The following is a 25963-nucleotide window of genomic DNA, read 5'->3' on the forward strand; positions in this document are numbered from 1 at the left end:
GGCACCCCTTGCCGGATCGCCGAGTCGTCGTGTGGGCCGTCTCCGAAGCTAGTTGTACGCAGCGTCGCCGACATCCACCGAGCCGGTGACCATTCACCGATCAGTGTTGATGCCGACGGGACGGTCGGCATCGACAGTCGCCTGGACGGCCGGTCCCCATCCCGACCCATGTCGGAATCGGCCCGGCCCTCTCGGGTTACCGCTGCTTCGCGCGCTGCCGCGCGGCCTCGTACAGCGCCACCGTTCCGGCCGCCGCCGCGTTCAGCGAACTCGCCGCCCCCACGATGGGGATGCGCACCATCCGGTCGCTGGCCTCCTGCCAGCCCTTGCTCAGCCCGTGCGTCTCGTTGCCGACCAGCAGGAGAGTGGGGCCGGTCAGGTCGTGCTCGGCGACGTCCACGTCCCCGTGCTCGTCCGTACCGATGATCTGGACCTGCGGCAGCCCGTCCGCGCGGACCGCGGCGACCCAGTCCAGAACCTCGCGGTGGCTGGCGACGCGCACCACGGGTACGGCGAACAGCGACCCGGTGCTGGCCCGGACCGCCTTCGGGTCGTACGGGTCGGCGGCGTGGCCGGTGACGATCACGCCGGAGGCGCCGAAGGCGTCGGCGGAGCGGATCAGGGTGCCGATGTTGCCGGGGGTCTTGGGGCGGTCGAAGACCACCACGAGCATGGCCGGCCCGGCCGGGATGCGGGCCAGGTCGTCGGCGGGCTGCGCCACGACGGCCAGCAGCTCGGGGGACTCCTCCTCCTTGCCGCTCAGTTCCCGCATCAGCTCCGGCGCGAGCGCGACCCGCCGGGCGTCGGCGCGGTCGAGCAGGTCGCGGCACCAGCGGGACAGGGGCTGCCGGTCCGGGTGCAGGAGGGCGCGGATCTCCCAGCCCTGCTCCAGGGCCACGGTGATCGGGCGTACCCCCTGGACCAGGAACTCCCCGGAGCGCTGCCGCTTGGTGCGGTTGGTCAGCAGCGCCTGCCACTGCTGGAAGCTCGCGTTCCGGGTGGTGATCGTCAGGGTCTTCGCCACGTCGCCGATTCAACCTCATCGCAGGCCCGGGCCACCCACCGGATGCGATCGAGGCGGAGCGGCGTGATTGTCCCCCCGCCTGACGAGCCGTTATCGTTCCCTGGCCCCAGCCCGCAGAGTTTGAGGATCGCGATGACTTCCCCGCCGTTGACGAAGGTTGCCGATCGGGAGGGTTCACCGGACCAGGGGCCGGCCGGTACGGCGACCGGGCGCGAGCCGGGCCGGGAGACGACGCCGAGCCGGTTCCGGGCCGACGTCGCCGGGCTCCGGGCCGTCGCGGTGGGGCTGGTGCTGCTCTACCACGCCGGGCTGCCGTTCATCCCCGGTGGCTTCGTCGGCGTCGACGTCTTCTTCGTGATCTCCGGTTTCCTCATCACCGGGCAGCTCATCTCCGAGATCGAGCGAAGCGGGCGGGTCTCGCTCACCGGCTTCTACGCGCGCCGGGCCAAGCGGATCCTGCCCGCCGCCACGGTGGTGCTGGCGGCCACCGCCGTCGCGGTCCGGCTGTTCGTACCCCGGGGTGAGTGGCAGGTCATCGGCGGTGACATCGCCGCCGCGGCGACCTACGTCGTCAACTGGCGGTTCGCCGACCGCGCTGTCGACTACCTGGCCGAGGACGTCGCGCCGTCGCCGGTGCAGCACTTCTGGTCACTCGCCGTGGAGGAGCAGTTCTACCTGCTCTGGCCGCTGCTGATCGTGCTGGCCCTCCTCGCCGCGCGCAAGCTCCGGCGGGCGAACGTACGGCCGGTCCTGTGGGCCGGTCTCGCGGTGCTGGCGGTGCCGTCGTTCGTCTGGTCGATCGTCGAGACGGCGAACTCGCCGGAGCGGGCGTTCTTCGTCTCCACCACCCGGCTGTGGGAGCTGGCGGTCGGCGCGGCGGTAGCGCTGCTGGCGGTCCGCGCCACGCGGATGCCCCGGTCGGTGGCGCTCGTCCTCGGGTGGCTCGGCCTCGCCGCGATCGTGGTGGCGGCGCTGCTGGTCAGCGGCAAGACCGCGTGGCCGGGATACGCGGCGGCGCTGCCCACGCTCGGCGCGGCGGCGGTCATCGCGGCCGGCGCCGCAGCCGGCTCCCGGGGGCCGGTGATGGTGCTCGGCCTGCGTCCGTTCCAGTGGATCGGCGACCTGTCGTACTCGCTGTACCTGTGGCACTGGCCGATGCTCGTGGTGGCCGCCGCGCACTTCGGCGACCTGTCGGTGACGCAGGGCCTGGTGGTGGCGCTCGCCTCGGTGGTACCGGCCTGGCTCACGTTCCGGCTGGTGGAGAACCCGTTGCGCTACTCGCGGAAGATCTCCACGTCGCCGCGCCTGGCGTTGAGCCTGGGCGGCAACTTCACGCTCGCCGGCATCTGCGCCGGCCTGGTCCTGGTGCTGATGGGCGCGTGGGCCGCCGCCGCGACCACCACCAAGAGCCGGTACGCCCCGGGCGCCGCGCTCCTGTCGACAGCACCGGGCACCGCGCCGATCGGTCCGGTCCCGGAGCGGTTCGACGTGATCACCCCGGATCCGCTGCAGATCCGGCAGGGCTTCATGGACGTGCCGGACACCAACCGCGACAAGTGCTTCCAGCAGGTCGAGGGTGCCGAGGTGCTGTCCTGCACGTACGGCGACCCGAACGGGGCCACCACCGTCGCGCTGGTCGGCGACTCGAAGATGGACCAGTGGCTGCCCGCGTTCCAGGTGCTCGCCGCGCAGAACGGCTGGAAGCTGCGGATCATGGCGAAGGCCGGATGCGCCTTCACCAGTGCCCAGGTGCTCAAGGGCGACGGGTCCGGCAAGCCCTACACCGACTGCATCCAGTGGAACCGCGCGCTGCTGGAACGCCTGGTGCAGGAGCGCCCCGACTACGTGGTCACCTCGCAGTCGGCGTCCACGGCCCTCGACAGCGCAAGCAAGCGCGCCACCGTCGCCGCGATGGTGTCCGGCGTACGGGCCTCGTGGAAGAAGCTCGACTCGGTCGGCACCAACGTCGTCGTCCTGGCGAACAACCCGCACCCGGGGGCGGCGGTGGCCTGCGCCGACAAGAACCGCAAGCGACTGTCCGCCTGCGCGTTCGACAGGGAGCGCCACGACCAGGACCCGGGCTACCGGATGCAGCGGCAGGCGGTCGCGGGCGCGCCGAAGGTCAAGATGATCGACCTGTTCGACGCCGTCTGCCCGACCGACAGGTGCCCGGTGGTGTTCGGCAACGTGCTCATCTACCGGGGCGGCTCGCACATCGGCGCGGCGTACGTGAAGACCACCGCACCGCACCTCGCCCGCGCCCTGTCCGACGTCGGCGTGCCGGCGCGCTTCACCCCGCGGGAGTGAGTCAGACGTACAGCTTCCGGGCGTAGTCCGGGCCGTAGTGGTGTTCCAGGTCGGCCAGGCTCTCCGCCGGGGCCTCCACCTCCTTGATCAGCCGGGGCCGGGTCGGCAGCACGTCCGGCTGCCACGTCTCCGGCTTCCACAGCTCGGAACGCAGGAACGCCTTCGCGCAGTGGTAGAAGATCTGCTCGATCGCGACCTCGACGGCGAGCACCGGCCGGTGGCCCTTGACCTCCATGTCGGCGAACCACGGCGCGTCGGAGATCAGCCGGGCCCGGCCGTTGATCCGCAGGGTGTCGGTGCGGCCGGGGATCAGGAAGATCAGCCCGACGTGCGGGTTGGCCAGGATGTTGCGGTAGCCGTCGGCCCGCCGGTTGCCGGGCCGCTCCGGAATCGCGATCGTGCTGTCGTCGAGCACCAGCGCGAAGCCGGGCGGGTCACCCTTGGGGGAGACGTCGCAGGCACCGTCCGCGCCGGCGGTGGCGAGCAGGCAGAACGGCGAGGCGGCCAGCCACTCCCGGTCGCGTTCGTGCAGCGTACGGCGTTCCTTGGCGAGCGCCCGCGCGGTCGGCGTGCCGAGCACGTCACGCAGTTCCGCCTCGTCGGTGATCTCCCGGATCGTCACGTCTTCCTCCCCCGTCCGTTGACCTCGACGGCGGTTCCGCCCCGCGACGGGCCGCGATCCGCCATGGTCAGCCTAGGTGAGCGCGTCGAGCGCCGGGTTTGCCCCCGGGGCCGACGGGTAGGGACCGGTGCGCAGCGTGCGTCCGGACGCGACGGATGGAGGCCGAGATGGAGAGCCGACTCAAGGTGCTCGGCCATCCCGTGCATCCGATGCTCGTGATGTTCCCGGTGGCACTCTTCGTGACCGCGGTGATCTTCGACCTGGTGGACACCGTGGGCGGGCCCGGCTTCCTCGCCGAGGTCGCGTACTGGAACATCACCGTCGGTCTGATCGGTGGCCTGCTGGCCGCGGCGGCCGGGGCGTTCGACCTGCTCGCCCTGCCGGCCGGCACCCGCGCCAAGCGGGTCGGGCTCACCCACGCCGCCGCCAACGTGGCGGTCATCCTGCTGTTCGCCGCCGTCTGGGTGGTCCGGCTCAACGCGGACTCGCGGGCGGCCGGCGGCGCGCTCGTCGCCATCGAGGTGGTCGCCCTGGCGATCCTCGGCGTCAGCGCGTGGCTCGGCGGCGAACTGGTGGACCGGCTCGGTGTCGGCGTCGACCCGGAGCACGATCTCAACGCGCCAAGCTCGCTGCGACCCCCCTCGGCGACACGGCGGATCGGAGACGTGCGATGACGGAACAGAGTGGCGGACGGGGCTGGCGTGGCCGCCAGCAGGGCTGGGATCCGATGGGCGAGCTCCAGTCGCTGCGTTCGGAGCTGAGCCGGCTGGTCGGCGGACGGTCCGGCGGCCAGGACGTGGACCTGGCCGAGACGGCCGACGGCTGGGAGGTGGTCGTCCGGCTGCCCGGCGTCGCGCCGGAGGAGGTCGCCGTCGAGCTGGACGACCGGGAGTTGTGCGTACGTGCCCGGTCGGAGGCCGAGGTGAACGCCGACCACGGCATCCCGGGCGGCTTCACCACCCGGGGCTTCGAGTACCGCGTGGACCTGCCGTCCCGCGTGGACCCGGACCGGATCGACGCGGTGATGGACCACGGCCTGCTCCGGGTGCGCCTGCCCCGGGCGGCCCGGCCCGCGCCGCGCACCATCACCGTCGGCCGCACCGGCCCGCGACCGGCCGCCGACCGTACGCCGAAGCCCGCCGACCCGGCCGCGGACCGCGAACTGCACCACCCGGACACCGCGCTCGACGAGATCGACAGGCCGTAGGAGCCGCGTGACCATCCCGTCCGACGACTCCAGCTCGGCGCGTCTGCCGCCGCGCCGCGACCTGGAGCCGTCGTCCGACGAATCCAGCTCGGCGCGTCTGCCGCCGCGCCGCGACCTGGAGCCGTCGTCCGGCTCCCGCTCGCCGCGCGGCGACTCGTCGGTGCTCGGCCCGGTCGGCGAGCGGGTGCCCGATGTCGAGCGGATCGCCGTGCTGCGCGCGAACGCGCTCGGTGACTTCATCTTCGTGCTGCCGGCGCTGGACGCGCTGCGGTCGGCGTACCCGTCGGCGGAGATCGTGCTGCTCGGAGCGCCGTGGCACGCGGCGCTCTGGCGCGACCGGCCCGGCCCGGTGGACCGGGTGCTTGTGGTGCCGGCGGCGCCCGGCATCCGCGATCCGGGGCCCGGCGAGTCGCCGGGCGACGTGCCGGCGTTCCAGGCCGCCGCCCGGGCCGAGCGGTTCGACCTGGCGTTGCAGGTGCACGGCGGCGGCGGCAACTCGAACCCGCTCGTGGCCGGGCTCGGCGCCCGGGTCACCGCCGGGCTGCGGGCCGAGGGCGCGCCGCCGCTGGACCGGTGGTTGCGCTACGTCTACTACCAGCACGAGGTGATCCGCTACCTGGAGGTGGCCGCGCTGGTCGGCGCGCCCGCCACCACCATCACCCCGGCGCTGGCGGTCACCGCCGCCGACCGGGCGGAGGCCGCCGCCGTGCTCGGCGAAGCCACCCGGCCCCGGGTGGCGCTGCACCCGGGCGCCACCGACACGCGGCGGCGCTGGCCGCCGGAACGCTTCGCCGAGGTCGCCCGCGAGCTGACCGGAGACGGGTACGAGGTGCTTGTCACCGGCACCCCGGCCGAGCAGGAGACGGTCGACGCGGTGGTGGCGGCGGCCGACGTGCCGGTGCGTCCCCAGGTCGGCACGCTCAGCCTGGGCGCGCTCGCCGCCGCCTACGCGGACTGCGCGCTCGTGGTCTCCAACGACACCGGCCCGCTGCACCTGGCCGCCGCCGTGGGTGCGCCGACAGTGGGCGTGTTCTGGGTCGGCAACCTGATCAACGGGGCGTCGCCGCTGCGCGGGCGGCACCGCCCGATCGCCGCCTGGACCACCCACTGCCCGGTGTGCGGCGTGGACTGCACACCCGGGATCTACCCGCACCGGCCGGGCGACGGCGAGTGTCCGCACCGGGTGTCGTTCGTGGCCGACGTGCCGGTCGCCGAGGTGGTCGAGGCGGCCCGCGAGCTGCTCACACCTCCGCCGGTGACTCGCTGAGAACCACCTCCCACGCCTCCACGTCGCGTTCGGTGACAGTGGTCGGCGACTCCAGGTGGTAGGCCCCGCTGGGCAGCACCCCGGCGCCGCCGTGGCGCTCCAGCACGGCGAGCTGCGCGGCCACGTCCTCGCCCTGGTGCCGCTCGGGCAGCCGCTCCCAGAAGTCGAAGCCGCCGGAGTCGACGAGCTTGGCCCGGTCGTAGAGCACGCACCCGCCGATCCAGGACACCTTGTACGCCCGCCACTCGCCCGCCGCGAGGTGCAGCTTCTCGGTGATGTGCAGCAGGTTCGCCGCCGGGTGGATGGACGCCCGGTGCCACTCCGGCGTGCCGGGCAGGATGCGTTCCGGCACCGGCGGCCCGGTCCACTCCTCGTAGTGCTCGTGCGTGTCCGGGCGGACGTCGTCGGCGTAGGAGAGCCCGTGCACCGCGTTGCCGACGAACCCGCAGCCCAGCTCGTCCAGTGCGGTGACCAGGCGGGCCAGCGCGCCCGGCTCCAGCCACACGTCGTCGTCGAGGCAGAGCACCGCGTCGGCCGCCGACTGGGCCAGCAGGTACGACCGGTGCTCGGCCAGGCCACGCCGGGGCAGCCGCCGGGTCAGCAGCACCGGATGCCCCCGGTGGCGCAGCGCCCGGACCATCGTGGCCGCGGCCGGGTGCGCGTACGCGGGCTCGCCGTCGGACTGGTCGCTGACGACCACGCCGAAGCCGGGTACGCCCTCCTGGGCGGCCAGCCCGGACAGCGTGACCGCCAGCTCGGCGGGCCGGTTGCGGGTGGGGATCAGCACGTCGAGCCGCCGGTGCTGCCGGAACCGTCCGGGCGTGCCCGGGTCGAGCGGACGGGTCACGCCGGCCTGCCCTCGCCCACGGTGGGGCTGTGCTCGCCGGGCATGACCTCACGGCCCTCGCTCCGCTCGGTGCGTTCGTTCATGCTGTGCTCGCCGGGCATGACCTCACGGCCCTCGCTTCGCTCGGTGCGTTCGTTCATGCTGTGCTCGCCGGGCATGACCTCACGGCCCTCGCTCCGCTCGGTGCGTTCGCCCATGCTGTGCGACTGGGCGCGGATGCGGTCGATGATCGCCGAGGTGGAGCGGTCCGGCACGTACCCGAGCGTGCGCACCTGCCCGCCCAGCCGCCGTACCAGCGGTGCCTCCGGCACCATCTCCGGCGGGTAGTCGCCGCCCTTGACGTAGACGTCGGGCCGGACCGCCTCGATCAGCCGGGCCGGGGAGTCCTCCTCGAAGACCACCACGTGGTCGACGCAGGCCAGCGCCGCCAGCAGGGCGGTCCGGTCCTCGACCGGGTTGACCGGCCGGTCCGGGCCCTTGAGCCGCCGTACGCTGCCGTCCGAGTTGACCGCCACGATCAGCAGGTCGCCGAGCGCGCGGGCCTGCGTCAGGTAGCGGACGTGCCCGGGGTGCAGCACGTCGAAGCAGCCGTTCGTGAACACCACCGACCGCCCGGCCTGCCGGTGCTCGTCCACGAGCGCGGCCAGCTCGTCCGCGCCCACCAGAGCCGGGTGGCCGCCCTCGTCCGCGCCGGTGCCGAGCGCGGCCAGCAGGTCCTGCCGCCGGCACACGCAGGTGCCGGTGTCGGCCACCGTGATGGTGGCGGCGAGCTGGGCGAGCTGGGCGGCGGTGGGCAGTCCCGCGTCGGCGGCGAGCGCCAGCGTCATGGCCGCCAGGTAGGCGTCCCCGGCGCCCACCGCGTGGCTGGCCGGGACCGGGGTGCTGTGGCTGCGCCGGGGGGTGCCCTCGGCGCCGCCGACCACCGCGCCCTCGGTGTCCAGGGTCACCGCCACCACGTCGGCGCCGGTGTGCGCGCGCAGTTCGGGCAGGCGGGACTCGGCCAGCACGGCCCGGTCCACGCCGGCGCCGGCCGCCGCGCTCACCGTCACGCCGGTGCCGGTGACGCTCAGCCCGTCCCCGGTCAGCGCCACCCGCTCCTCGCCGGGCACCGGCTCACCGGTCGGGCCGGCGGGCGCCTGCGCGGCGGGCGTGCCCGGGGCCGGGTGCGGGCCACCCGGCGCGCGGTCGCCGGATCCACCGGGCGCGGCGCCCACCATCAGCTCGGACGGGCCGTCGGCCTCCGCCGGGTGGTCCAGGTGCAGGTCACTTCCATGGGGTACGGCGTCCCGCTCGGCGTGTGCGAAACCGGCGGCGGCGCGGGCCAGCAGGCGGGTCGCCTCGGCGAAGCTCGGCGTCACCACAGTCGGGTTCAGCCCGCGCCAGTCGGCTAGGTCGTGCGCGTCGAGCGCCACTGTGCCGTACCGGTCGCGGTTGGCGACCAGCCAGGCGCGTACCGCCGAGGGCAGCGCGCCCAGGCCGTAGTCGCAGACCACGAGCGTGACCGGCTGCCCGGCGGCCACCGCGCGCAGCTCCTCGGTGGCGCAGTGCAGCGCGGTGAGCAGGCGGGCCACGGCGTCGGCGTCCAGCCCGTCCTCCGGGCTGCCGGAGTCCTCGCGGAGCAGGATCTGGTTGCCCGCGAGCATCCGCCGCTTGACCGGCGTGTGCCGGCCCGGCTGGCTCACCGTACGGTCCCAGACCGCCGCCCGGTCCAGGCAGTCGTGCAGTTCGTCACCGGCCACGTCGGCGCCGACCGGGGCGACGAGCGCGACCCGGCCGCCGAGCGCCGCCACGTTCACCGCCGTGTTGGCGGCACCGCCGGCCGCGGAGATCCGCCGCCGCAGGGTGAGGACCGGCGCGGGTGCCTCCCGGCAGAGCCGCTCCGACTCGGCGAACCGCCACTCGTCCAGCATGGCGTCCCCGACGACCAGCACGGGACGCTGCTGCCAGCTCGCCACAACGGTGGCGAGCCGGCGCTCTTCCGCTGCTGCTCCTGCCATGCCTCTGCGGATCCCCCCGGGCCGTCGGGCCAAACGCGACGCGGGCCACCCGATGCGTCCGGTTTCGCGGCATCGGGCGGGGGAACCGTCTCACACGTACCCCGGAGAGGAGAGAACAGCATGGCAGCGACACTTCAGGGCAAGCGCATCGCCTTCCTGGCCGCCGACGGCGTCGAGGAGGTCGAGTACACCAAGCCCCGGGAGGCGGTGGAGAACGCCGGCGCCCAGGTCGAGCTGGTCTCCATCGAGTCCGGCACGATCCAGGCCTTCAACCACCTCGACCACGGCAAGCAGTACCAGGTCGACGTCACCACCAAGGAGGCGGACGCCGGGGCGTACGACGCCCTGGTCCTGCCCGGTGGCGTGGCGAACCCCGACTTCCTGCGGACGGACCCGGAGGCGGTCCGGTTCGTCAAGGCGTTCTTCGACGCCGGCAAGCCGGTCGGCGTGATCTGCCACGGCCCGTGGACGCTCGTCGAGGCGGACGTGGTGCGGGGCCGCACCATCACCTCCTGGCCGAGCCTGCGCACCGACCTCACGAACGCCGGAGCGAACTGGGTCGACAAGGAGGTCGTCACCGACAACGGGCTGGTCAGCAGCCGCAAGCCGGACGACCTGCCGGCGTTCTGCGACAAGATCGTCGAGGAGTTCGCCGAAGGGCGACACGCCGCCCGCTGAAAACTCGTACGCCCACCGGGGGCATGATCCGCCCCCGGTGGGATAGGAAGCGGGATGACCGCCCAAGCCGCCCGTCCCGCGCTGCCCGCCCGTCAGATCCGCCTGCTGATGTTCGGTCTGATGACCGGCATGCTGCTGGCGGCGCTGGACCAGACCATCGTCGGTACCGCGCTGCCGACGATCGTCGGTGAGCTGGGCGGCATCAACCACTACTCGTGGGTGGTCACCGCGTACCTGCTGGCGTCGACCGCCTCGACGCCGCTGTACGGCAAGATGGCCGACCTGTACGGACGCCGGCCGGTCTTCCTGTTCTCGATCGGCATGTTCCTGCTCGGCTCGCTGTTGGCCGGGCTGTCGCAGGACATGACCCAGTTGATCGTCACGCGGGGCGTGCAGGGCCTGGGCGCGGGTGGCCTGATGACGCTGGCGTTCACCATCATCTCGGACGTGGTGTCGCCCCGGGAGCGCGGTCGCTACCAGGGGTTGTTCGGCGCGGTGTTCGGCGTGTCGTCGGTGGCCGGGCCGCTCGTCGGCGGTTACTTCGCGGAGACCAACTGGCGGTGGATCTTCTACATCAACGTGCCGCTGGCGATCCTCGCCATCGTGGTCTGCTGGCACGTGATGCGGCTGGTGCCGTTCGAGCGGCGGGAGCACACAGTCGACTGGATCGGCGCGGCGCTGCTCGTCGCCGGCGTGAGCTGCCTGCTGCTGGCGCTGAGCTGGGGCGGCGCCGAGTACGCCTGGGGCTCCGGCGTGATCGTCGGACTGTTCGCCGCGGGCGCGGTGCTCGGCGTGCTGTTCGTCGTCCAGGAGGCCCGGACCAGGGAGCCGATCCTGCCGCTGCGGCTGTTCCGCAGCGCCACGTTCGCGCTCGCCAACGGGGCGGGTTTCGTGCTCGGCCTGGTGATGTTCGGGTCGATCATCTTCATCCCGCTCTACCTCCAGATCGTCAAGGGCGCCTCGCCGACCCGCAGCGGTCTGCTGATGCTGCCGATGATGGCCGGCGTCATCGTCACCTCGGTGCTCACCGGCCGGGCGATGAGCCGGATCGGCAGGTACAAGTGGTTCCCGGTGGCCGGCGCGGCCGTACTCGTGGCCGGCATGCTGCTGTTCCAGCGGCTCCAGGTGGACACCTCGCTCTGGCTCGCGTTCGGCTACATGGTGGTGATCGGCGTCGGGCTGGGCCTGTGCATGCAGTCGCTGATCCTGGCCGTGCAGAACGCGGTGAGCGTCCGCGACCTGGGCGCGGGCACCTCTTCGGCGACGTTCTTCCGGTCGCTCGGCGGCTCGTTCGGCGTGGCCATCCTCGGCGCGGTGCTGTCGTCCCGGCTCACCGCCGAGATGTCCGCGCGGCTGCCGGGCGCGCTGGCGCAACTCCCGCCGGAGCAGCGGGCGGCGGTGGCGGCCGGCGGGAACTTCTCGATCAACGATCCGGCCGCCATCCTCGCGCTTCCCGCTCCGGTACGCGCCGCCGTCCAGGCCGCGTTCGTGGAGTCGCTGCACCTGGTCTTCCTGACCACCGGGCTGATCGCGGTGGTCGCCGTGCTGGTCACGCTGGCCATGCCGAACCACCAGTTGCGCGGCACCGGCCCGCAGGGCGCCACCGGCGGCGCCGACCCGATCGGCGGCAAGGCGCCCGCGCCCGGCGGCAAGCCGCTGGCCAAGGAGTCGAAGGAGGAGGCCGCCGCCGAGATGGAGGCGAAGTCGCAGACGATGCTCTGAGCCGCGGCTACTTGAGGATCAGGCGGTTTGTCTGCTCGAACACGTCGAGGTCGGCGAGCGTCTCGGGCACGCTCGACGACAGCGGGTGCGGGAAGTCCGCCGGGCGGAAGAACCCGGCGTCGGTGGTCTCGTCGGTGAACCGGGTCAGCTCGCCGTCCCACTCGTCGACCCGGAACGCGGTGGTGAAGACCTGGTACGTGTGCCCGTACATGTTGGTGTGGGTGCGATCAGGGCCGGTGTAGAGCGCGAACGCGCTCACCCGCAGCGCCCGCAGCCCGGTCTCCTCGCGGACCTCCCGGACCGCGCAGTCGGCGATCGACTCGCCGAGTTCCATGGCACCGGCCGGCAACGCCCACTGGCCGTTGTCGGAGCGCTGGATCAGCAGCACCCGGGCGGCGTTGTCGCGCACCACGGCGCGGGCGCCGACGAACATCAGGGTGCGGTCACCGGCCAGGGCGCGGAGCTGCCCGACGTACGAGTCGGCCCACGAGATGCTCACCCGGACAATCTACGCACCGCTCGCTGCCGCCTCGGCGATTCCGGGGGTTACGCAGATGTGACCGCCGCCACTACTTTGTCACCCATGCGTAGCACGATGATGGATGCCCCTCTCCAGGTCGCCCGGATCCTCGAACACGGCTCCACCGTGCACGGCGCGGCGGAGGTGGTCACCTGGACCGGCGCCGAGCCCCGCCGGATGACGTACGCGGAGGTCGGCCGCGCCGCCGCCCGGCTGGCCCACGCGCTGCGCGACGAGTGCGGGGTGACCGGCGACGAGCGGGTCGGCACGTTCATGTGGAACAACAACGAGCACCTGGTGGCCTACTTCGCCGTGCCGAGCATGGGCGCGGTGCTGCACACCCTCAACATCCGGCTCTTTCCCGACCAGGTCGCCTACATCGCCAACCACGCGCAGGACCGGGTGGTGCTCGTCGACACCACGCTCATCCCGCTGCTCGCCCGGGTGATCGGCGAGATGACGACAGTCGCGCACGTGGTGGTGGTCGGTGGCGGCGACCCGGCACCGCTGCTGGCCGCGGCCGGTGCCCGGATCACCGTGCACCACTGGGACGCGTTGCTGGCCGACCGCCCGGACCACTTCGACTGGCCGGAGGTGGACGAGCGCGACGCCGCCGCCCTCTGCTACACCTCGGGGACCACCGGCAACCCCAAGGGCGTCGCCTACTCGCACCGCTCGATCTACCTGCACTCGCTCCAGGTCTGCATGCCGGAGGGCTTCGGGCTCGGCCCGAACGATCGGGAGCTGGCGATCGTGCCGATGTTCCACGCGATGTCGTGGGGCCTGCCGTACGCGGCGTTCCTCTCCGGCGCGTCGCTGATCATGCCGGACCGGTTCCTCCAGGCCGAGCCGATCGCCACGATGATCGCCGCCGAGCGCCCGACGCTGGCCGGTGCGGTGCCGACCATCTGGACCGATCTGCTGGCCTACCTGGACGCGCACGAGGTGGATCTCTCCTCGCTGAAGGAGGTGATCGTCGGCGGATCGGCCTGCCCGCCCGCGCTGATGCACGCGTTCCACGACCGCTACGGCATCGACGTCATCCACGCCTGGGGCATGACCGAGATGTCGCCGCTGGGATCGGTCTCCCGGGCACCGGCCGGCGCGACCGGCGAGGACGCCTGGCGCTACCGCTACACGCAGGGCCGCGTCCCGGCGGGCGTGACCGCGCGGATCGTCGGCCCGCTGGGCGAGCCGCTGCCCGCCGACGGGACGTCGGTGGGTGAGCTGGAGGTACGCGGGCCGTGGGTGACCGCCCGGTACATCGGCGACGACGCCCCGGAGGAGGAGAAGTTCCGGGACGGCTGGCTGCGTACCGGTGACGTCGGCACGCTCTCGCCGGACGGCTACATCACGCTGACCGACCGCGCCAAGGACGTGATCAAGTCGGGTGGGGAGTGGATCTCCTCGGTCGAGCTGGAGAACGCCCTGATGGCCCACCCGGCGGTGCTGGAGGCGTGCGTGGTGGGCGTGCCGGACGAGCGCTGGGACGAGCGTCCGCTGGCCACGGTGGTGGTCCGCGAGGGCGCCTCGGTGACCGCCGAGGAGCTGCGTGACTTCCTGGCCGGCTCGGTGGCCCGCTGGCAGTTGCCGGAGCGCTGGGCGTTCATCGACGCGGTGCCGAAGACCAGCGTCGGCAAGTTCGACAAGAAGGTGGTGCGCTCCCGGTACGCCGACGGCGGGCTCGACGTGCGGGAACTGACCGCGTCGTAACGCTTCGGGGCGTACCGTCGCCTACACGGGTAGGACGCGTTCCCAACGGACATTCCTCCCAGAGGGCGGCCCCGGCGTTCGCACCGCGCCGGGGCCGCCCGTCCGTTACGGGGTGACCCGCACCGTCATTGTTGCGAAACTTGTTCGCGTCTGTCCGGCTGTCGGGGAAATCCGGTCGGCTACTCGTCGGCGGTGCTCACCAGCACCTTGCCCACCACGCTGTCCTGCACCGCCCGCTGCGCGGCAGCGGCCTCCGCCAGCGGATACCGGTGCAGCGGCAGGCCGGCCTCCGCGCCGACCCGGATCGCGCCCTGCGCCACCGCCGCCGCGATGTCGGTGACCGCCTGCGCCTTCGCCACCTTCGGCGCGGTGTAGATCAGCACGAACTGCCAGCGCGCGTTCGGGCCCATCAGCGGCCGGATCGGCAACGTGACCTCGTCGCCGCCGTCGTCGGCGTACACGCAGACCGCGCCGCCGGTGCGCAGCATCCGTACGTCGGCGGCGGCGTTGCGGGCGGCGGAGACCTCGACGATCGTGTGCACCCCGTCGGGCGCGACCTTGCGGACCTCCTCGACCACGTCCTGCTCGCGATAGTTGATCACGAAGTCGGCGCCGGCCGCCGCCGCGAGCTGCGCCTTCTCCGGGCTGCTCACAGTGCTGATCACACACGCGTCGGCCCAGCTCGCGAGCTGGATCGCCGCGTTGCCCACCGCGCCCGCGCCGCCCTGCACCAGCACCACGTGGTCGCTCAGCGCGCCGGCGTGCAGCCTGTCCGGCATGAACTCACCGGCGGTCAGGCAGCGGTGCGCGGTCATGAACGGGATGCCGAGCGCCGCGCCCAGGTCGAACGAGGCCGGACCGAGCGGCACCGCGTGCCGGACCGGTACCACCGTGTACTCGGCCGCGGTGCCCCACGGCCGCTGCCAGGCCGCCTCCCACACCCAGACCCGCTCACCGACGAGCGTCCGGTCCACGCCCTCGCCGACCGCCTCGACCACCCCGGCGCCGTCCTGGTGCGGGATCTGCCAGCCGGCCGGCAGCGGCCACGCCTCGCGGGCCTTCCAGTCGGTCGGGTTCACCCCTGACACGGCCATCCGCACCAGCACCTCGCCCGGACCGGGCTCCGGCACCGGCCGCTCGACCACCTGGAGCACCGAGGCGTCTCCGCTGCGCTCGTACACGATCGCCTTCATCGCAGTCCCTCCGCCGTCCTTCCGGGTGCGCTACCCGGCAGCCGCCCGAACATGCGGCCCCGGGCTCACCCGGCCACCGTACGACGGCTCGTCAGGCGGCCGGCTTGAGCACGACCTTCGAGTAGCCCGGCTCGCGGCGGTCGAAGCGCTGGTACGCCTCCGGCGCCGCGTCCAGCGGCAGTTCCTTGCTCACCACGAAGCTCGGTGTCGCCCGCCCCGCCGTGATCAGGTTCCGCAGGTACGCGTTGTAGGTCTTCACGTTCGCCTGCCCGGTGCCGATCCGCAGGCCCTTCTCGAACAGCTTGCCCACCTTGAACAGCAGCTCACCCCGGGCGGAGTGCTCGTCCGGGGCACCCGGGTCCGCCGAGAGGTAGAGCCCGACCACGCCGATCGCCCCGGTCGCGCGCACCACCTCCACGAGCGTGTTCAGCACCAGCGCCGGCTGCTCCTCGCCGCTGGGCGCGGACGCCTGGTAGCCCACCGCGTCCACGCCGTGATCGGTCCCCACCCCGTCGGTCCGGTCCCGGATCTGCTCGACCGGGTCGCCAGCGCTGAAGTCGATCGCTGTGGCGCCGATCGACTCGGCCAGCCGCAGCCGGTCCGGCACCCGGTCCACCACGAACACCTCGGACGCCCCGATCAGCACCGCCGAGTACGCGGCCATCAGCCCGACCGGCCCGCCGCCCATCACCGTCAGGTTCTCGCCCGGCCGCAGCCCGGTCATCGCCACCCCGTGGTAGCCGGTCGGGAAGATGTCGGCGAGCATCGCGTAGTCGTTCTCGTGCTCGGTTCCCGGCGGCAGCTTCAGGCAGTTGAAGTCGGCGAACGGCACCCGCAGGTACTCCGCCTGACCACCCCGGTACGGCCCCATCGACACGTAGCCGTACGCGCCGCCGGCGAAGCCCGGGTTCACCGTCAGGCAGAACCCCGTGCGCTGCTCCCGGCAGTTGCGGCAGAACCCGCACGCCACGTTGAACGGCATCGAGACCCGGTCACCCACGCGCAGGCTCGTCACGCCCGGCCCGGTCTCGACGATCACGCCCATGTTCTCGTGGCCGAACACGATGCCCGGCTCGGCGGCCGTCCGTCCCTCGTACATGTGCAGGTCCGAACCGCAGATGGCGGTCGTCGTGACCTGGACGACCACGTCGTTCGGATCCTCGATCCGCGGGTCGTCGACCTCGTTGACGGCCACCTCGTGCGGCCCCTCGTACACCACAGCCCTCATGTCACCGACCGTAGGCCGGGTGGTGGCGGCAGGTGGGTGGTTCAGTCGATCCCCGCCACCACCTCGGGCGTGAGCGCGCCGATCGAGGGGAGCAGCACGGCCGCGAGCGCCTCGGCGTCCGGATCGAGCGGGTACGACGCGTGCGGCACCGCCACCACCCGGCATCCGGCGGTCGCGGCCGAGCGGACCCCGTTCGACGAGTCCTCCACCGCCACGCACCGGGCCGGGTCGACGCCCAGCCGCTGCGCCACCGCCAGCCACACGTCCGGCGCGGGCTTGCCCCGGGCCGTCTCCTCGGTCGACAGCGTCGCGCCGAACGCGCCGGCCAGGCCCGTCGCGTCCAGCGCCGCCGCGATCAGCCGGGTCGGCGACGAGCTGGCCAGCCCCAGCGGCCACCGCGCGGCCATGCGGCGCACGACCGCGTCCGCGCCGTCGATCAGTGGTACGCGCTGCGCGTACCGCCGGGCCATCTCGGTCACCACCTCGGTGGCGACCTGCTCGGCCGACCTGTCGACGCCCAGCTCACCGCTCAGGTAGGCAGCCCACTCACCGGTGCTCATGCCCATCAGCCGGCGCTGGGTGTCCGGTTGCCAGGCGCCGCCGTGCTCGGCCACGTACGCCCGCCGGACCTCCTCCCAGACCGGCTCGGAGTCCACGATCACGCCGTCCAGGTCGAAGAGCACCGCGTCCACCACGAGGACCATCCTGCCCCAGCCGGCGGCCGGACTCACCGGGGCAGCGTCACTCCCGCCGAACGCTGCGCCGGAAGACCGATCGGGGCCTTGGGCGGGATGATCGTGCGGCAGCGCGTCGCGATCGGTTCCAGCAGCTCCCGCAACCGGGCGGTACGCTCCGCGCCCAGCGCCCGCCACGGGCCCGCCGCGGCCCGGTCGGTGGCCTCCTCGACCACGCGGAACGTCTCCGTGGCGTGCGGCGTGGGGCTCAGGTCGCCGGTCAGCCAGCCCTTGTCCACCAGGCCTCGCTCGGCGGCGGCCCACTGCTCGTCGGTCCAGCCCCGGGCCGGCTGGTGGAACTCGCGGGACTGGTCGACCCGGCACCGCCAGGCCACCACCTCCGCCGGCTCCAGCCCGGTTGTCACCAGCGCCGCTACGTGGCCGTCGCCGCGGTGCTCGCGCAGCGTGGCGGCGGCCTGCCAGAGCCGGGCCAGCGGGTACTCGCCCCGGGGCAGCGCGGCGTTCACCGCGCCGAGCACCCGGCCGGCGACCTCCACCCGGCTGGCCGCCTCCTCCAGCAGGTCGGCCGCCTCGACCAGGTGCGACTCGGGCAGCTCGTAGGTGAACTCGGCGAGCGCCTGCACACCCCCGGTGAGCCGGGCCCGCAGCGCCTCCTCCGGCGTGGCCAGGCGCCACACCGAGGGCAGCGCACGGGCCACCATCGCCGGCGCGAAGCTGAAGAAGGCGGCGGTGACCGCCGGCGCGTCGACCGGCCCGAGCGGCGCGGCCCGGCCGGCGAAGTAGCCGCGCCAGTAGCCCCGCAGCCCGACCGCCTCGAACGCGGCCCGGGCGCGCGGGTGGAAGTAGGTCACCGCGTGGACCGGCTCGTAGAGCGTCCACATCTGCCGGGTCACCCCGGTCTCGTCCAGCGCCGCCACGTGCACCTCCGCGTCGGTGGGCAGATCACCGCGAGCGGCCGGACCGCCCGCGGTGAGCATGAACTTACTGCCCGTGGTGACCGGGCGGAAGCGGAGGGGCAGCGGGGAACGACGATCAACGATAGATTCATCTCACTCTATGCATCCGAAGGGATGCGCCGAGTTACTTCAGTGTGCCGGCATGCCGGCGAGGACCGAAAGGACCAGGGATGGGCAGACTCAGTCGGGTGACGAGAAGGGCAGTTCTCTCGGGGGCTGCGGTGGTGGTGGCGGCCGGGCTCATGCCCGCACAATCGGCGGGTGCGGCACCTCCGCCATTCCAATATGCGATCAAGGGCGGTACGCCCGAATGGCGCAGCCTCACGACGCACAAGGCGATGGTGGAAGCCGTCCAGATTCCTCGTGCGACAGTCGCGGCCATGAGCACGGAACAACTCGCCACGGCGGTGCTGGATTACCCCCTGCTGCCCGACGCGCTGGCATTCAACAACGTCCAGCAGGGCCTGGAGACGGTGGCTTCCCGGTTCACCGGGCTCCGCGAGCTGCTGGCCCGCCCCGACGCGGGCGCGGTGCTGCTGAACCGCTACCGGAAGCTGGATGCCGCCATCCCGTCGACGGCCACCGAACTGCAGGCGGGTGATCGGACGCTCGAAGCCTGGAAGCTGGAGAGTCTGCTCGCGCAACCGCAGGTGCTCGACGCCATGTCGGCGGGCCAACTCGAATCGCTCCTGCGCCTCGGGCTGGAGAAGTTCACCGTGAAACAGAGCCACGCGAAGGTGTACGGCGAGGCGGGGCTGGAGCCCACCGCGGTCCTGCTCGGCCGGGCGCTCGGGGTGCGGGAAGGCTGGAACTGGAAGCAGTCACAGCTGCTGCGCGAAGCCGTCCAGCTGGTGCCGGACGCCACGGCCACCACCGTGGACGCGGTTCGCCGGCACCTGGCCGAGCCGCTCGCCCGCCACGAGGTGACCGACGGGTTCAGCACGCAGGACTACTCGAGCACAGTCTCCACGCCGAGGGGTACGTCGGTTTCTGTCATCGTCATGACCTCCGAACTGACCAGCGCGCAGATCACGTCCTACAACAACTACGTCGCCACCAACTACCCGTCGGCGACGCGTGAGCGGAGCGCGTCGCGCAAGTACAACTGCCACTCCTACGCCTGGTACTCCACCGCCACGTCGAACGACCGCTGGATGAACAGCCCCGGCGACGACAAGTACTGGCAGGACGGCAGCTACACGCTCTGGCACACGCCTCTGGTGTGGTACTCCGGCATGAGGATCTCCTACTCCAGCGACGACCACTCGGGAATCTGGGTGGGCACCGGGAACTACGTCCGCTCGAAGTGGGGCCAGATGGGCCAGATCTACCACCTCTGGAACTACACGCCGTACAACGAGGCGACCACCAACTCCTACTTCCGGAGCTGATCGGCGCGGAGACGGCCGTCTCGCGGGATGCCGGGCCTACCAGCATCCCGCGAGACCCGCGGCCTACTTCGCCGCCAGCACGTCCACGACGAAGCGCAGCGCTCCCGCCGGGTAACCCTGGGGCGGGTTGGTGCCGTATCCCAGCTCGGCCGGCAGGTCCACCTGCACCCGGCTGCCCACCGGCACCCCGACCAGACCCTGGTCCCAGCCCTTGATGACCTGGCCCACGCCGATCGGGAAGGTGGCCGGCTGGCCGTTGTTCCAGGAGGCGTCGAACTCCTTGCCGTCCTTGTAGGTGACGCCCACGTAGTTGGTGGTGATCTCCTGGCCCTTCTTCACCGCCGGGCCCGTGCCCTTGACCAGGGTGGTGACGGTCAGCTTTGTCAGCTCACCCGTGCCGGCCTTGACTGTCGGCTTGGTCTTCAGCGCCGGGTCGATGCCGGCGGGCAGCTCCGGAGCGGGCATCGCGGTCGGCTCGGCCGGGGCGCTGGGGCTCGCCGAGGAACCGGCGGTGGACGCCTTGTCGTCGTCCCCGCTGTTCAGCCAGACCAGGCCACCGACCAGGGCCACCACGGCGAGCACGCCGACCGCCGCGCCCAGCATCGACTGCCGGCGGCGACGCGCCTCGGCGGCCTTCTTCTCGGCCAGCTGGGCGGCCAGCCGCCGCCCTGCCTTGGTGGCCGGGGCGGCCTGGCCCTCCGACCGGTTCTCCACACGCTCGCTCACGTCGACTCCCTGCAGGTGGGTGGGTGCGCCCCCGGCGGGCCGCCGCCGAGGCCAGCGCACACGGTACCCGCCCGGAGCCCCAGCGTGCCCATACGCCCGCCACGATCCGGACACGAAGCCCGATACGGGGGCGCCGCGCCGGGGTACGGTCCGGCCATGGCGATCCTCACTGAAGAAGACCTGGCACTGCTCGGCGAACCGCAGCTCGCGCACGTGGCGACGGTCGAGTCCGACGGCACCCCGCACGTCACCCCGGTCTGGGTGGACACCGACGGCGAGCACATCGTGTTCAACACGGCCAAGGGCCGGCAGAAGTACCTCAACATGGCCCGCAACCCGGTGGTCGCGGTGTCGGTGGTCGACAAGGCCGACGACTTCCGCACCCTCTGGGTGAAGGGCACCGCGGAGTTCGTCACCGAAGGCGCCGACGAGCACATCGACCGGATGGCGAAGAAGTACCTCGGGCAGGACACCTACCCGTGGCGGCGCCCCGGCGAGGAGCGCGTCATCGTCCGCGTCACGCCGACCGAGAAGCTCGGCCGCGGCTGAGCGGCGCGGGCCCCGCGTCCACCGGGGGCGGGGCCCTCGCCGTACGCGTCAGGCGCTCTTCTTCTTCGCCGGGGTCTTCTTGGCTGCCGTCTTCTTGGCCGGTTCGGCCTTCTTGGCCGCCGTCTTCTTCGCGGGCGTCTTCTTGGCCGCGGTCTTCTTCGCCGGTTCGGCCTTCTTCGCCGGCGCCTTCTTCGCGGCCTTCTTCGCCGAGCGGGCGGACGAGATCGGCGTCGGCTCGGCCCCGCCACCGGACGGCGCCTCGCCCCGGGCCGCCCGGGCCCGCTCCACCGACGCCTTCAGCGCGGCCATCAGGTCCACCGCGGCGGCCGGCGCCGCCTCTTCCTCCTCCGGCTGCACCACCTCGCGGCCCTCGACCTTCGCGTCGATGACCTCCTGCAACGCGGCCCGGTAGTCGTCGGTGAACGCGTCCGGCTCGAACTCGCCGGCCATCGAGTCGATGAGCGAACTGGCCATCGCCAGCTCCGGCGGGCGTACCTTCAGGTCCTCGTCCAGGAAACCGAAGTCCGGCCGGCGGATCTCGTCCGGCCACAGCATGGTGTTGAGCAGCAGCACGCCCTCGCGGACCCGCAGCGTGGCCAGCTGCTCGCGCTGGCGCAACGCCACCTTGACGATCGCCACCCGCTCCGAGTCGGACAGCGCGTCGCGCAGCAGCACGTACGGCTTCGTCGCCGAGCCCTCCGGCTCCAGGAAGTACGCCTTGTTGTAGAGGATCGGATCGACCTGCTCGGCCGGTACGAACTCCAGCACGTCGATCGCGTGCGAGGTGCTCAACGGCAGGTCGGCGAAGTCGGAGTCGGTGAGGATGACCATCTCACCGCCGCCGATGTCGTACCCCTTGGCGATGTCGTCGTAGGTCACCTCCTCGCCGCAGACCGAGCAGGTGCGCTTGTAGCGGATCCGGCCGCCGTCCTCACGGTGCACCTGGTGGAAACGGATGTCCTTCTCCTCGGTGGCCGAGTAGACCTTCACCCCGATCGACACCAGGCCGAACGAGACCGCTCCTTTCCAGATCGCCCGCATTCCCGCGCTCCTCTCCCCGGTTGACCACCAGAATCGCAAACGATCGAACGAGACGCACGCGCTTCCGTGCGCAACTACAGTCGAGAGGTGCCCGGCGCGCCGTTGAAGCCGATGCTCGCGACGACCGGGCAGCTCCCGGCCGGCGCCGCTTGGTCGTACGAGTTCAAGTGGGACGGCGTACGCGCGCTCGCCGACATCTCCCGCGGCGACAGGCACTTCTACGCCCGCTCCGGCGTCGAGATCACCACCGCTTACCCGGAACTGCTCAACCTGGCCGAGCAGGTGGACGACGCGCTGCTCGACGGCGAGGTGGTCCTCTTCACCGACGGGCAGCCCTCGTTCACCGCGCTCGCCGAGCGGATGCACGTACGCAACCCGGTGAAGGCGGCGCGGCTGGCGGCGACCGTGCCGGTCACGTACATGATCTTCGACCTGCTGCGGCTCGACGGCGTCGACCTGACCGCCCGGCCGTGGCGGGAGCGGCGGGCGGCGCTGGAGTCGCTCGGGCTCGGCGCCGCCCGGTGGGCGGTGCCGCCGGTCTTCACCGACGGCCCGGCCACCTACGCGGCGGCCGGCGAGCACGGGCTGGAGGGGGTGATGGCCAAGCGGGTCGACTCGCTCTACCGGCCCGGCGTGCGCTCGCCGGACTGGGTGAAGGTCAAGCTGGAGGTGACCGCCGACTTCGTGGTCGGCGGCTGGCGGCCCGGCGCCCGGCGCGTCGGCGGGCTGCTGGTCGGCGTGCCCGGCCCGGACGGGCGGCTGATCTACCGGGGACGCGTCGGCGGCGGGATCGGCGCGGCCATCGAACGGGAACTGCTGCGCGAACTGGAACCGCTGCGCGCCACCGCGTCGCCGTTCGCGGCCGGCGTGCCGCGCGAGGATGCCCGGGGCGCGATCTGGGTAACTCCCCGGATCGTGGTGGAGGTCAAGTACGGCCAGCGCACGCCGGACGGCCGGCTGCGCTTCCCGCGTATCCTGCGCCTGCGCCCCGACAAGCCGCCCGAGGAGGTCGACGATGCCGGCTGACCGGCTCAAGGTCGAGGTCGAGGGGCGCTCACTGGAGCTGTCCAACCTGGACAAGGTGCTGTTCCCGAAGGCCGGCTTCACCAAGGGCGAGGTGATCGACTACTACACCCGGATCGCCCCGGTGCTGCTGCCGCACCTGCGCGACCGCGCGCTGACCCGGATCCGGTTCCCCAACGGCGTCGACGGCGGCTCGTTCTTCGAGAAGAACGCCCCCGCCGCGACCCCCGCCTGGGTACGCACCGAGAACCTGCCCGCGCCCGGCTCGACGAAGGGGCGGGAGACCATCGACTACGTGGTCTGCGACGAGCTGCCCACGCTGGTGTGGCTGGCCAACCTGGCCGCGCTGGAGCTGCACACTCCGCAGTGGAAGATCGGCACGCACCCGGACATGATGGTCGTCGACCTGGACCCGGGCGCCCCGGCCGCGCTCAAGCAGTGCTGCCGGGTGGCGCTGCTGATGCGCGACCGGCTGGCTTCCGACGGCGTCGAGGCGTACCCGAAGACGTCGGGGAAGAAGGGCATGCAGCTCTGCTGCCCGATCGCCGGCACGCAGGACGCCGAACTCGTCTCCGACTACGCCAAGCGGATCGCGCAGGAGCTGGAGCAGGCACACCCGAAGCTGATCGTGTCGAAGATGGCGAAGAACCTGCGCCCCGGCAAGGTCTTCATCGACTGGAGTCAGAACAACGCGGCGAAGACGACAGTGGCGCCGTACTCGTTGCGGGCCCAGTCGGTGCCCTCGGTGTCCACGCCGCTGACCTGGGACGAGGTGGAGGCCGGGGCGGCGGGGAAGCGGCCGTCGACGCGGCCGTACACAGCTGGCGAGGTGCTCAAGCGGGTGGAACAGCAGGGCGACCTGCTGGCCCCGCTGCTCGACGGCGGACCCGAGCTGCCGTGATCCGCCACCACGCGCCGCCCACCAGCAGCAGCACGATCACGCTGATCGCCACGTCACCCACCAGCGCCGCCGCCGGGCTCGCCGGGGCATAGGTCGGCACGGTGTACGCGAGCGCCGCCGCGACGACCAGGCCGGCCGAGCCGGTGGCGAGTACGTGCCGCTGTCCCCAGCCGGGCCGGCGGGACCAGCGCGTCAGCAGGACGGCGGCGATCCCGGCGAGTGCGAGGGCGAGCACGACTCCCGGCCAGCCGGGGGCGATCGTCGATCCCACGTACGCCACCGCCACGACAAGCGCGGGCCGGAGCGGCCGGGGCGGGCCGGCTTCGGTGTGCGGTCGGCCGGCGGGCGGTAGTCCGGCGAGCGTCGGCCGGGTGGACGTCGGCCCGGGCGTCGGTGCGGTGGGCGGTGACGCGGCGTGCCGGTGGCGGAGCAGGGCGACGGCGACCAGGGCCAGCGCCACGCCGGTGGCGAACGCCAACTGGACCGGCGAGGCCAGGAAGTTCTTGCGGCCACCGTCGTCGGCGAACACCAGCAGGCTGCCGCCGAGCCAGAGCAGCGCCGCCACGGCCAGCCCCGGCCGGCCCAGCCAGGGCCGTGCCCGGCGGCCCGCACCGAGGTACGACTCGACGAGCGCGATCGGCGCGCAGATGGTCAGCACCACGTGGTTGCCCACGTAGTCGACTGCCTGCCTCGCGCTGAACCCGAGGCCGGGCACCAGCGTGGCCTCCGCGGCGGCCCGGGTGCCGGCGAACTGGGTGTCGTCGAGAAACCCGGGATTGAACAGGGACTGGTCGACAAGGCCGGCCTGGACCACCCCGAACGCGGCGGCGAGCAGCGCGATCCCCGGCCAGCCGAGCCCGAGCCGCCGGGCCGTCTCGCGGATCAGCAGCGCGGCCCCGCCGTACATCGGGGCGAGCACCAGCACGACGAACGGCATGCCGATGAGGGTGAAGCCGCCCCAGGAGCACTCGGCCGTCCACGGGGCGATCAGCAGCAGCGCGATCACCGGCACCAGCCGCCGACACGGGGGTTCGGTCGTCATGACCGCAACCGTCGCGCAGCCACCCGGCCCTCGGATACGGCCGTCGGACGACCGAGCCGGCGACCAAAGTCGATGGCCGGTGCTCTGCTGCGGCGTCCGGTGTGTCCCGAGTGCCCTGCCCGGCCTGGTCGCCCGCGTGTGCGCCGGCTCGGCTCGCCTGGCCGTCCGGGTGCGCCACCGCGTCCGGCTCGGGCGGTCGTGACGGCTGGCCGCCGGGGTGCGTGACGGCTGGGCGCGGTGGCTTGTCCTCGCCGGTCGGGCGGGTGCGCGACTACCGTCCGGCGGTTCGGCCTCCTGATCGACAGGCTTGCCCGGCTAGGGTGAGCTGACCGTCAGACAGGAGCGCATCAGATGGCCACCCACGCACCCGCCGTCGCGGCCGACGCGCCGCTGCTGACCTACCTCGACGACGCCACCGGCGAGCGCACCGAGCTGACCGGGCCGCAGCTGGGCCAGTGGGCGGCCCGCAGTGCCGGGCTGCTGCGCGACGGGTGCGGGCTGCGCCCCGGTGACCGGGTGGCGGTGCTGCTGCCGCCGCACTGGCGTACCGCGGCGGTGCTGATCGGCGCCTGGTCGGTCGGTCTGACGGTCTCGTTCCGTCCTCGCGCGCTGGCCGGCCTGCCGGTGCTCGAACCCGGCGCGGACCGGCCGTACGACGCGGTGTTCGTGACGCCGGAACGCCTCGACGACTGGCTGGAGGACGTGCCCGAGGGGACGCACCGCTACCTGATGGGCACCGGGCCGGGCCCGCTCGCCGAGGTGCCGCCGGGCTGGTTGGACTGGTCGGCCGAGGTGCTGCGGCACCCCACCGACCCGCCGGACTACACGGCGGTGGACCCGGCCGGCCCGGCGACGCCGGACGGCACCAGCTTCGGCGCGTGGCGTCGCCTGGCCGCCGAGATCGCCACCCAGCTCGACCTGCGTCCGGGCGACCGCCTCCGGGTGGACCCGACCGAGGACGAGCAGCCCGTGAGGTGGCTGCTGGCCCCCTTGTCCGCCGGCGCCACGATCCAGATCCACGCCAACCCCACTCCCTGACCCGCCCGCCCTCCCTCCCTCCCGCCTTCGCCGTCGATCTTGCACTTCCTGCCCCTCGGGTGCCGGTTTTGCGGGCTTTCGCCGGGGCGACAACTGCATGATCGACGCAGTAGGGAGTGAACTGCCGCGTCTCCAGGACCCCGGCCGAGGTAGATCTTGGTACGAGGGCGCCCCCATGGGGGGGGGGGACAGCTCCAGCACGTACAGCTCCGCCTCGGGCAGGTCCAGCAACGGCACCCCGATGTTGCCGCCGAACACGTTCGGCCGGTCCATCGC

The 25963-nt window shown here is 72.8% G+C and carries 24 protein-coding genes; 12 read left to right on the forward strand and 12 right to left on the reverse strand.

Going from position 1 to position 25963, the window contains the following annotated elements; all coding sequences use genetic code 11:
* Positions 1 to 196: 196 nt before the first annotated feature.
* Positions 197 to 1024: a TrmH family RNA methyltransferase gene (locus tag AB0C17_RS28155; RefSeq protein ID WP_357387520.1), complete on the reverse strand. Its 828-nt coding sequence runs from the start codon at positions 1022 to 1024 to the stop codon at positions 197 to 199.
* A 132-nt stretch (positions 1025 to 1156) separates the two neighbouring features.
* On the opposite strand from AB0C17_RS28155, the gene AB0C17_RS28160 reads away from it, so the two are divergent.
* Positions 1157 to 3331, forward strand: a complete 2175-nt coding sequence (locus AB0C17_RS28160) for an acyltransferase family protein (RefSeq protein WP_357481254.1) — start codon at positions 1157 to 1159, stop codon at positions 3329 to 3331.
* A 1-nt stretch (position 3332) separates the two neighbouring features.
* On the opposite strand, the gene AB0C17_RS28165 is transcribed toward AB0C17_RS28160, so the two are convergent.
* Positions 3333 to 3953 carry a pyridoxamine 5'-phosphate oxidase family protein gene (locus AB0C17_RS28165; protein WP_357387524.1) on the reverse strand — a complete coding sequence of 207 codons (621 nt, stop codon included), beginning with the start codon at positions 3951 to 3953 and terminating at the stop codon, positions 3333 to 3335.
* 167 nt (positions 3954 to 4120) lie between these two features.
* On the opposite strand from AB0C17_RS28165, the gene AB0C17_RS28170 reads away from it, so the two are divergent.
* The 3 genes from AB0C17_RS28170 to AB0C17_RS28180 all read left to right on the forward strand — a co-directional run bounded on the left by AB0C17_RS28170 (position 4121) and on the right by AB0C17_RS28180 (position 6427).
* Positions 4121 to 4627, forward strand: coding sequence for a DUF2231 domain-containing protein (locus AB0C17_RS28170; protein ID WP_357387526.1), 507 nt, complete (start codon positions 4121 to 4123; stop codon positions 4625 to 4627).
* A complete protein-coding gene (locus AB0C17_RS28175; protein ID WP_357481256.1) occupies positions 4624 to 5160 on the forward strand; it encodes an Hsp20/alpha crystallin family protein in 537 nt (178 codons plus the stop codon). Before AB0C17_RS28170 ends, AB0C17_RS28175 begins: the two co-directional genes overlap by 4 nt.
* Positions 5161 to 5320: 160 nt before the next feature.
* Complete coding sequence (locus AB0C17_RS28180; RefSeq protein ID WP_357481273.1) at positions 5321 to 6427, forward strand: glycosyltransferase family 9 protein; 1107 nt, start codon at positions 5321 to 5323, stop codon at positions 6425 to 6427.
* On the opposite strand, the gene AB0C17_RS28185 is transcribed toward AB0C17_RS28180, so the two are convergent.
* Positions 6402 to 7274: a glycosyltransferase family A protein gene (locus AB0C17_RS28185; RefSeq protein WP_357481259.1), complete on the reverse strand. Its 873-nt coding sequence runs from the start codon at positions 7272 to 7274 to the stop codon at positions 6402 to 6404. The genes AB0C17_RS28180 and AB0C17_RS28185 overlap by 26 nt on opposite strands.
* On the reverse strand, positions 7271 to 9271 hold the full coding sequence (gene rfaE2 / locus AB0C17_RS28190; protein WP_357481262.1) for a D-glycero-beta-D-manno-heptose 1-phosphate adenylyltransferase: 2001 nt from the start codon (positions 9269 to 9271) through the stop codon (positions 7271 to 7273). The genes AB0C17_RS28185 and rfaE2 overlap by 4 nt, the downstream gene beginning before the upstream one ends.
* 120 nt (positions 9272 to 9391) lie before the next feature.
* Here rfaE2 and AB0C17_RS28195 point away from each other — a divergent pair, with 120 nt between their 5' ends.
* On the forward strand, positions 9392 to 9949 hold the full coding sequence (locus AB0C17_RS28195; protein ID WP_357387534.1) for a type 1 glutamine amidotransferase domain-containing protein: 558 nt from the start codon (positions 9392 to 9394) through the stop codon (positions 9947 to 9949).
* A gap of 54 nt (positions 9950 to 10003) precedes the next feature.
* On the forward strand, positions 10004 to 11671 hold the full coding sequence (locus AB0C17_RS28200; RefSeq protein WP_357481265.1) for an MDR family MFS transporter: 1668 nt from the start codon (positions 10004 to 10006) through the stop codon (positions 11669 to 11671).
* Positions 11672 to 11678: 7 nt separating this feature from the next.
* On the opposite strand, the gene AB0C17_RS28205 is transcribed toward AB0C17_RS28200, so the two are convergent.
* A complete protein-coding gene (locus AB0C17_RS28205; protein ID WP_357387538.1) occupies positions 11679 to 12170 on the reverse strand; it encodes an NUDIX domain-containing protein in 492 nt (163 codons plus the stop codon).
* Between the two features lie 99 nt (positions 12171 to 12269).
* On the opposite strand from AB0C17_RS28205, the gene AB0C17_RS28210 reads away from it, so the two are divergent.
* On the forward strand, positions 12270 to 13904 hold the full coding sequence (locus AB0C17_RS28210) for a fatty acid--CoA ligase (RefSeq protein WP_357470022.1): 1635 nt from the start codon (positions 12270 to 12272) through the stop codon (positions 13902 to 13904).
* Between the two features lie 179 nt (positions 13905 to 14083).
* Here the strand turns inward: AB0C17_RS28210 and AB0C17_RS28215 are convergent, their stop codons facing one another.
* The 4 genes from AB0C17_RS28215 to AB0C17_RS28230 all read right to left on the reverse strand — a co-directional run bounded on the left by AB0C17_RS28215 (position 14084) and on the right by AB0C17_RS28230 (position 17901).
* Complete coding sequence (locus tag AB0C17_RS28215; protein WP_357387540.1) at positions 14084 to 15097, reverse strand: NADPH:quinone reductase; 1014 nt, start codon at positions 15095 to 15097, stop codon at positions 14084 to 14086.
* A gap of 91 nt (positions 15098 to 15188) precedes the next feature.
* A complete protein-coding gene (locus AB0C17_RS28220; RefSeq protein WP_030274411.1) occupies positions 15189 to 16325 on the reverse strand; it encodes a glutathione-independent formaldehyde dehydrogenase in 1137 nt (378 codons plus the stop codon).
* A gap of 41 nt (positions 16326 to 16366) precedes the next feature.
* Complete coding sequence (locus AB0C17_RS28225) at positions 16367 to 17029, reverse strand: HAD family phosphatase (protein ID WP_357387656.1); 663 nt, start codon at positions 17027 to 17029, stop codon at positions 16367 to 16369.
* A gap of 23 nt (positions 17030 to 17052) precedes the next feature.
* Positions 17053 to 17901: a hypothetical protein gene (locus AB0C17_RS28230; RefSeq protein ID WP_357387658.1), complete on the reverse strand. Its 849-nt coding sequence runs from the start codon at positions 17899 to 17901 to the stop codon at positions 17053 to 17055.
* A gap of 455 nt (positions 17902 to 18356) precedes the next feature.
* Here AB0C17_RS28230 and AB0C17_RS28235 point away from each other — a divergent pair, with 455 nt between their 5' ends.
* Positions 18357 to 19367 carry a hypothetical protein gene (locus AB0C17_RS28235; RefSeq protein WP_357387542.1) on the forward strand — a complete coding sequence of 337 codons (1011 nt, stop codon included), beginning with the start codon at positions 18357 to 18359 and terminating at the stop codon, positions 19365 to 19367.
* A gap of 63 nt (positions 19368 to 19430) precedes the next feature.
* Here AB0C17_RS28235 and AB0C17_RS28240 read toward each other — a convergent pair whose 3' ends face one another.
* Positions 19431 to 20093 (reverse strand): FKBP-type peptidyl-prolyl cis-trans isomerase, encoded by a 663-nt coding sequence (locus AB0C17_RS28240; RefSeq protein WP_357387544.1) that lies wholly within the window; start codon positions 20091 to 20093, stop codon positions 19431 to 19433.
* Between the two features lie 156 nt (positions 20094 to 20249).
* Here AB0C17_RS28240 and AB0C17_RS28245 point away from each other — a divergent pair, with 156 nt between their 5' ends.
* Entirely contained in the window at positions 20250 to 20642 is a 393-nt protein-coding gene (locus tag AB0C17_RS28245) for a PPOX class F420-dependent oxidoreductase (protein ID WP_281585313.1), read from the forward strand.
* A 48-nt stretch (positions 20643 to 20690) separates the two neighbouring features.
* Here AB0C17_RS28245 and AB0C17_RS28250 read toward each other — a convergent pair whose 3' ends face one another.
* Positions 20691 to 21683, reverse strand: coding sequence for a Ku protein (locus AB0C17_RS28250; RefSeq protein WP_357387548.1), 993 nt, complete (start codon positions 21681 to 21683; stop codon positions 20691 to 20693).
* Positions 21684 to 21770: 87 nt separating this feature from the next.
* Here AB0C17_RS28250 and ligD (AB0C17_RS28255) point away from each other — a divergent pair, with 87 nt between their 5' ends.
* Together ligD (AB0C17_RS28255) and ligD (AB0C17_RS28260) are read left to right on the forward strand one after the other, a co-directional pair.
* Positions 21771 to 22709: a non-homologous end-joining DNA ligase gene (gene ligD, locus AB0C17_RS28255; RefSeq protein ID WP_357387550.1), complete on the forward strand. Its 939-nt coding sequence runs from the start codon at positions 21771 to 21773 to the stop codon at positions 22707 to 22709.
* Complete coding sequence (ligD, locus tag AB0C17_RS28260; protein WP_357481268.1) at positions 22699 to 23607, forward strand: non-homologous end-joining DNA ligase; 909 nt, start codon at positions 22699 to 22701, stop codon at positions 23605 to 23607. Before ligD (AB0C17_RS28255) ends, ligD (AB0C17_RS28260) begins: the two co-directional genes overlap by 11 nt.
* Here the strand turns inward: ligD (AB0C17_RS28260) and AB0C17_RS28265 are convergent.
* Positions 23540 to 24649, reverse strand: a complete 1110-nt coding sequence (locus tag AB0C17_RS28265) for a hypothetical protein (protein ID WP_357481270.1) — start codon at positions 24647 to 24649, stop codon at positions 23540 to 23542. The two genes, ligD (AB0C17_RS28260) and AB0C17_RS28265, sit on opposite strands and share 68 nt — an antisense overlap.
* A gap of 351 nt (positions 24650 to 25000) precedes the next feature.
* On the opposite strand from AB0C17_RS28265, the gene AB0C17_RS28270 reads away from it, so the two are divergent.
* Complete coding sequence (locus tag AB0C17_RS28270) at positions 25001 to 25687, forward strand: TIGR03089 family protein (RefSeq protein ID WP_357387556.1); 687 nt, start codon at positions 25001 to 25003, stop codon at positions 25685 to 25687.
* Positions 25688 to 25963 lie beyond the last annotated feature (276 nt).

The organism is Micromonospora sp. NPDC048887 (assembly GCF_040649715.1).
Classification (GTDB): domain Bacteria; phylum Actinomycetota; class Actinomycetes; order Mycobacteriales; family Micromonosporaceae; genus Micromonospora.

Bases quoted from the DNA above. Each gene is read 5' to 3' on its own strand.
- AB0C17_RS28160 (WP_357481254.1), top strand. From the start codon at position 1,157: ATGACTTCCCCGCCGTTGACGAAGGTTGCCGATCGGGAGGGTTCACCG.
- AB0C17_RS28170 (WP_357387526.1), top strand. From the start codon at position 4,121: ATGGAGAGCCGACTCAAGGTGCTCGGCCATCCCGTGCATCCGATGCTC.
- AB0C17_RS28175 (WP_357481256.1), top strand. From the start codon at position 4,624: ATGACGGAACAGAGTGGCGGACGGGGCTGGCGTGGCCGCCAGCAGGGC.
- rfaE2 (WP_357481262.1), bottom strand. From the start codon at position 9,271: ATGGCAGGAGCAGCAGCGGAAGAGCGCCGGCTCGCCACCGTTGTGGCG.
- AB0C17_RS28195 (WP_357387534.1), top strand. From the start codon at position 9,392: ATGGCAGCGACACTTCAGGGCAAGCGCATCGCCTTCCTGGCCGCCGAC.
- AB0C17_RS28200 (WP_357481265.1), top strand. From the start codon at position 10,004: ATGACCGCCCAAGCCGCCCGTCCCGCGCTGCCCGCCCGTCAGATCCGC.
- AB0C17_RS28210 (WP_357470022.1), top strand. From the start codon at position 12,270: ATGGATGCCCCTCTCCAGGTCGCCCGGATCCTCGAACACGGCTCCACC.
- AB0C17_RS28215 (WP_357387540.1), bottom strand. From the start codon at position 15,097: ATGAAGGCGATCGTGTACGAGCGCAGCGGAGACGCCTCGGTGCTCCAG.
- AB0C17_RS28220 (WP_030274411.1), bottom strand. From the start codon at position 16,325: ATGAGGGCTGTGGTGTACGAGGGGCCGCACGAGGTGGCCGTCAACGAG.
- AB0C17_RS28225 (WP_357387656.1), bottom strand. From the start codon at position 17,029: ATGGTCCTCGTGGTGGACGCGGTGCTCTTCGACCTGGACGGCGTGATC.
- AB0C17_RS28230 (WP_357387658.1), bottom strand. From the start codon at position 17,901: ATGTGGACGCTCTACGAGCCGGTCCACGCGGTGACCTACTTCCACCCG.
- AB0C17_RS28235 (WP_357387542.1), top strand. From the start codon at position 18,357: ATGAGCACGGAACAACTCGCCACGGCGGTGCTGGATTACCCCCTGCTG.
- AB0C17_RS28245 (WP_281585313.1), top strand. From the start codon at position 20,250: ATGGCGATCCTCACTGAAGAAGACCTGGCACTGCTCGGCGAACCGCAG.
- AB0C17_RS28250 (WP_357387548.1), bottom strand. From the start codon at position 21,683: ATGCGGGCGATCTGGAAAGGAGCGGTCTCGTTCGGCCTGGTGTCGATC.
- ligD (WP_357481268.1), top strand. From the start codon at position 22,699: ATGCCGGCTGACCGGCTCAAGGTCGAGGTCGAGGGGCGCTCACTGGAG.
- AB0C17_RS28265 (WP_357481270.1), bottom strand. From the start codon at position 24,649: ATGACGACCGAACCCCCGTGTCGGCGGCTGGTGCCGGTGATCGCGCTG.
- AB0C17_RS28270 (WP_357387556.1), top strand. From the start codon at position 25,001: ATGGCCACCCACGCACCCGCCGTCGCGGCCGACGCGCCGCTGCTGACC.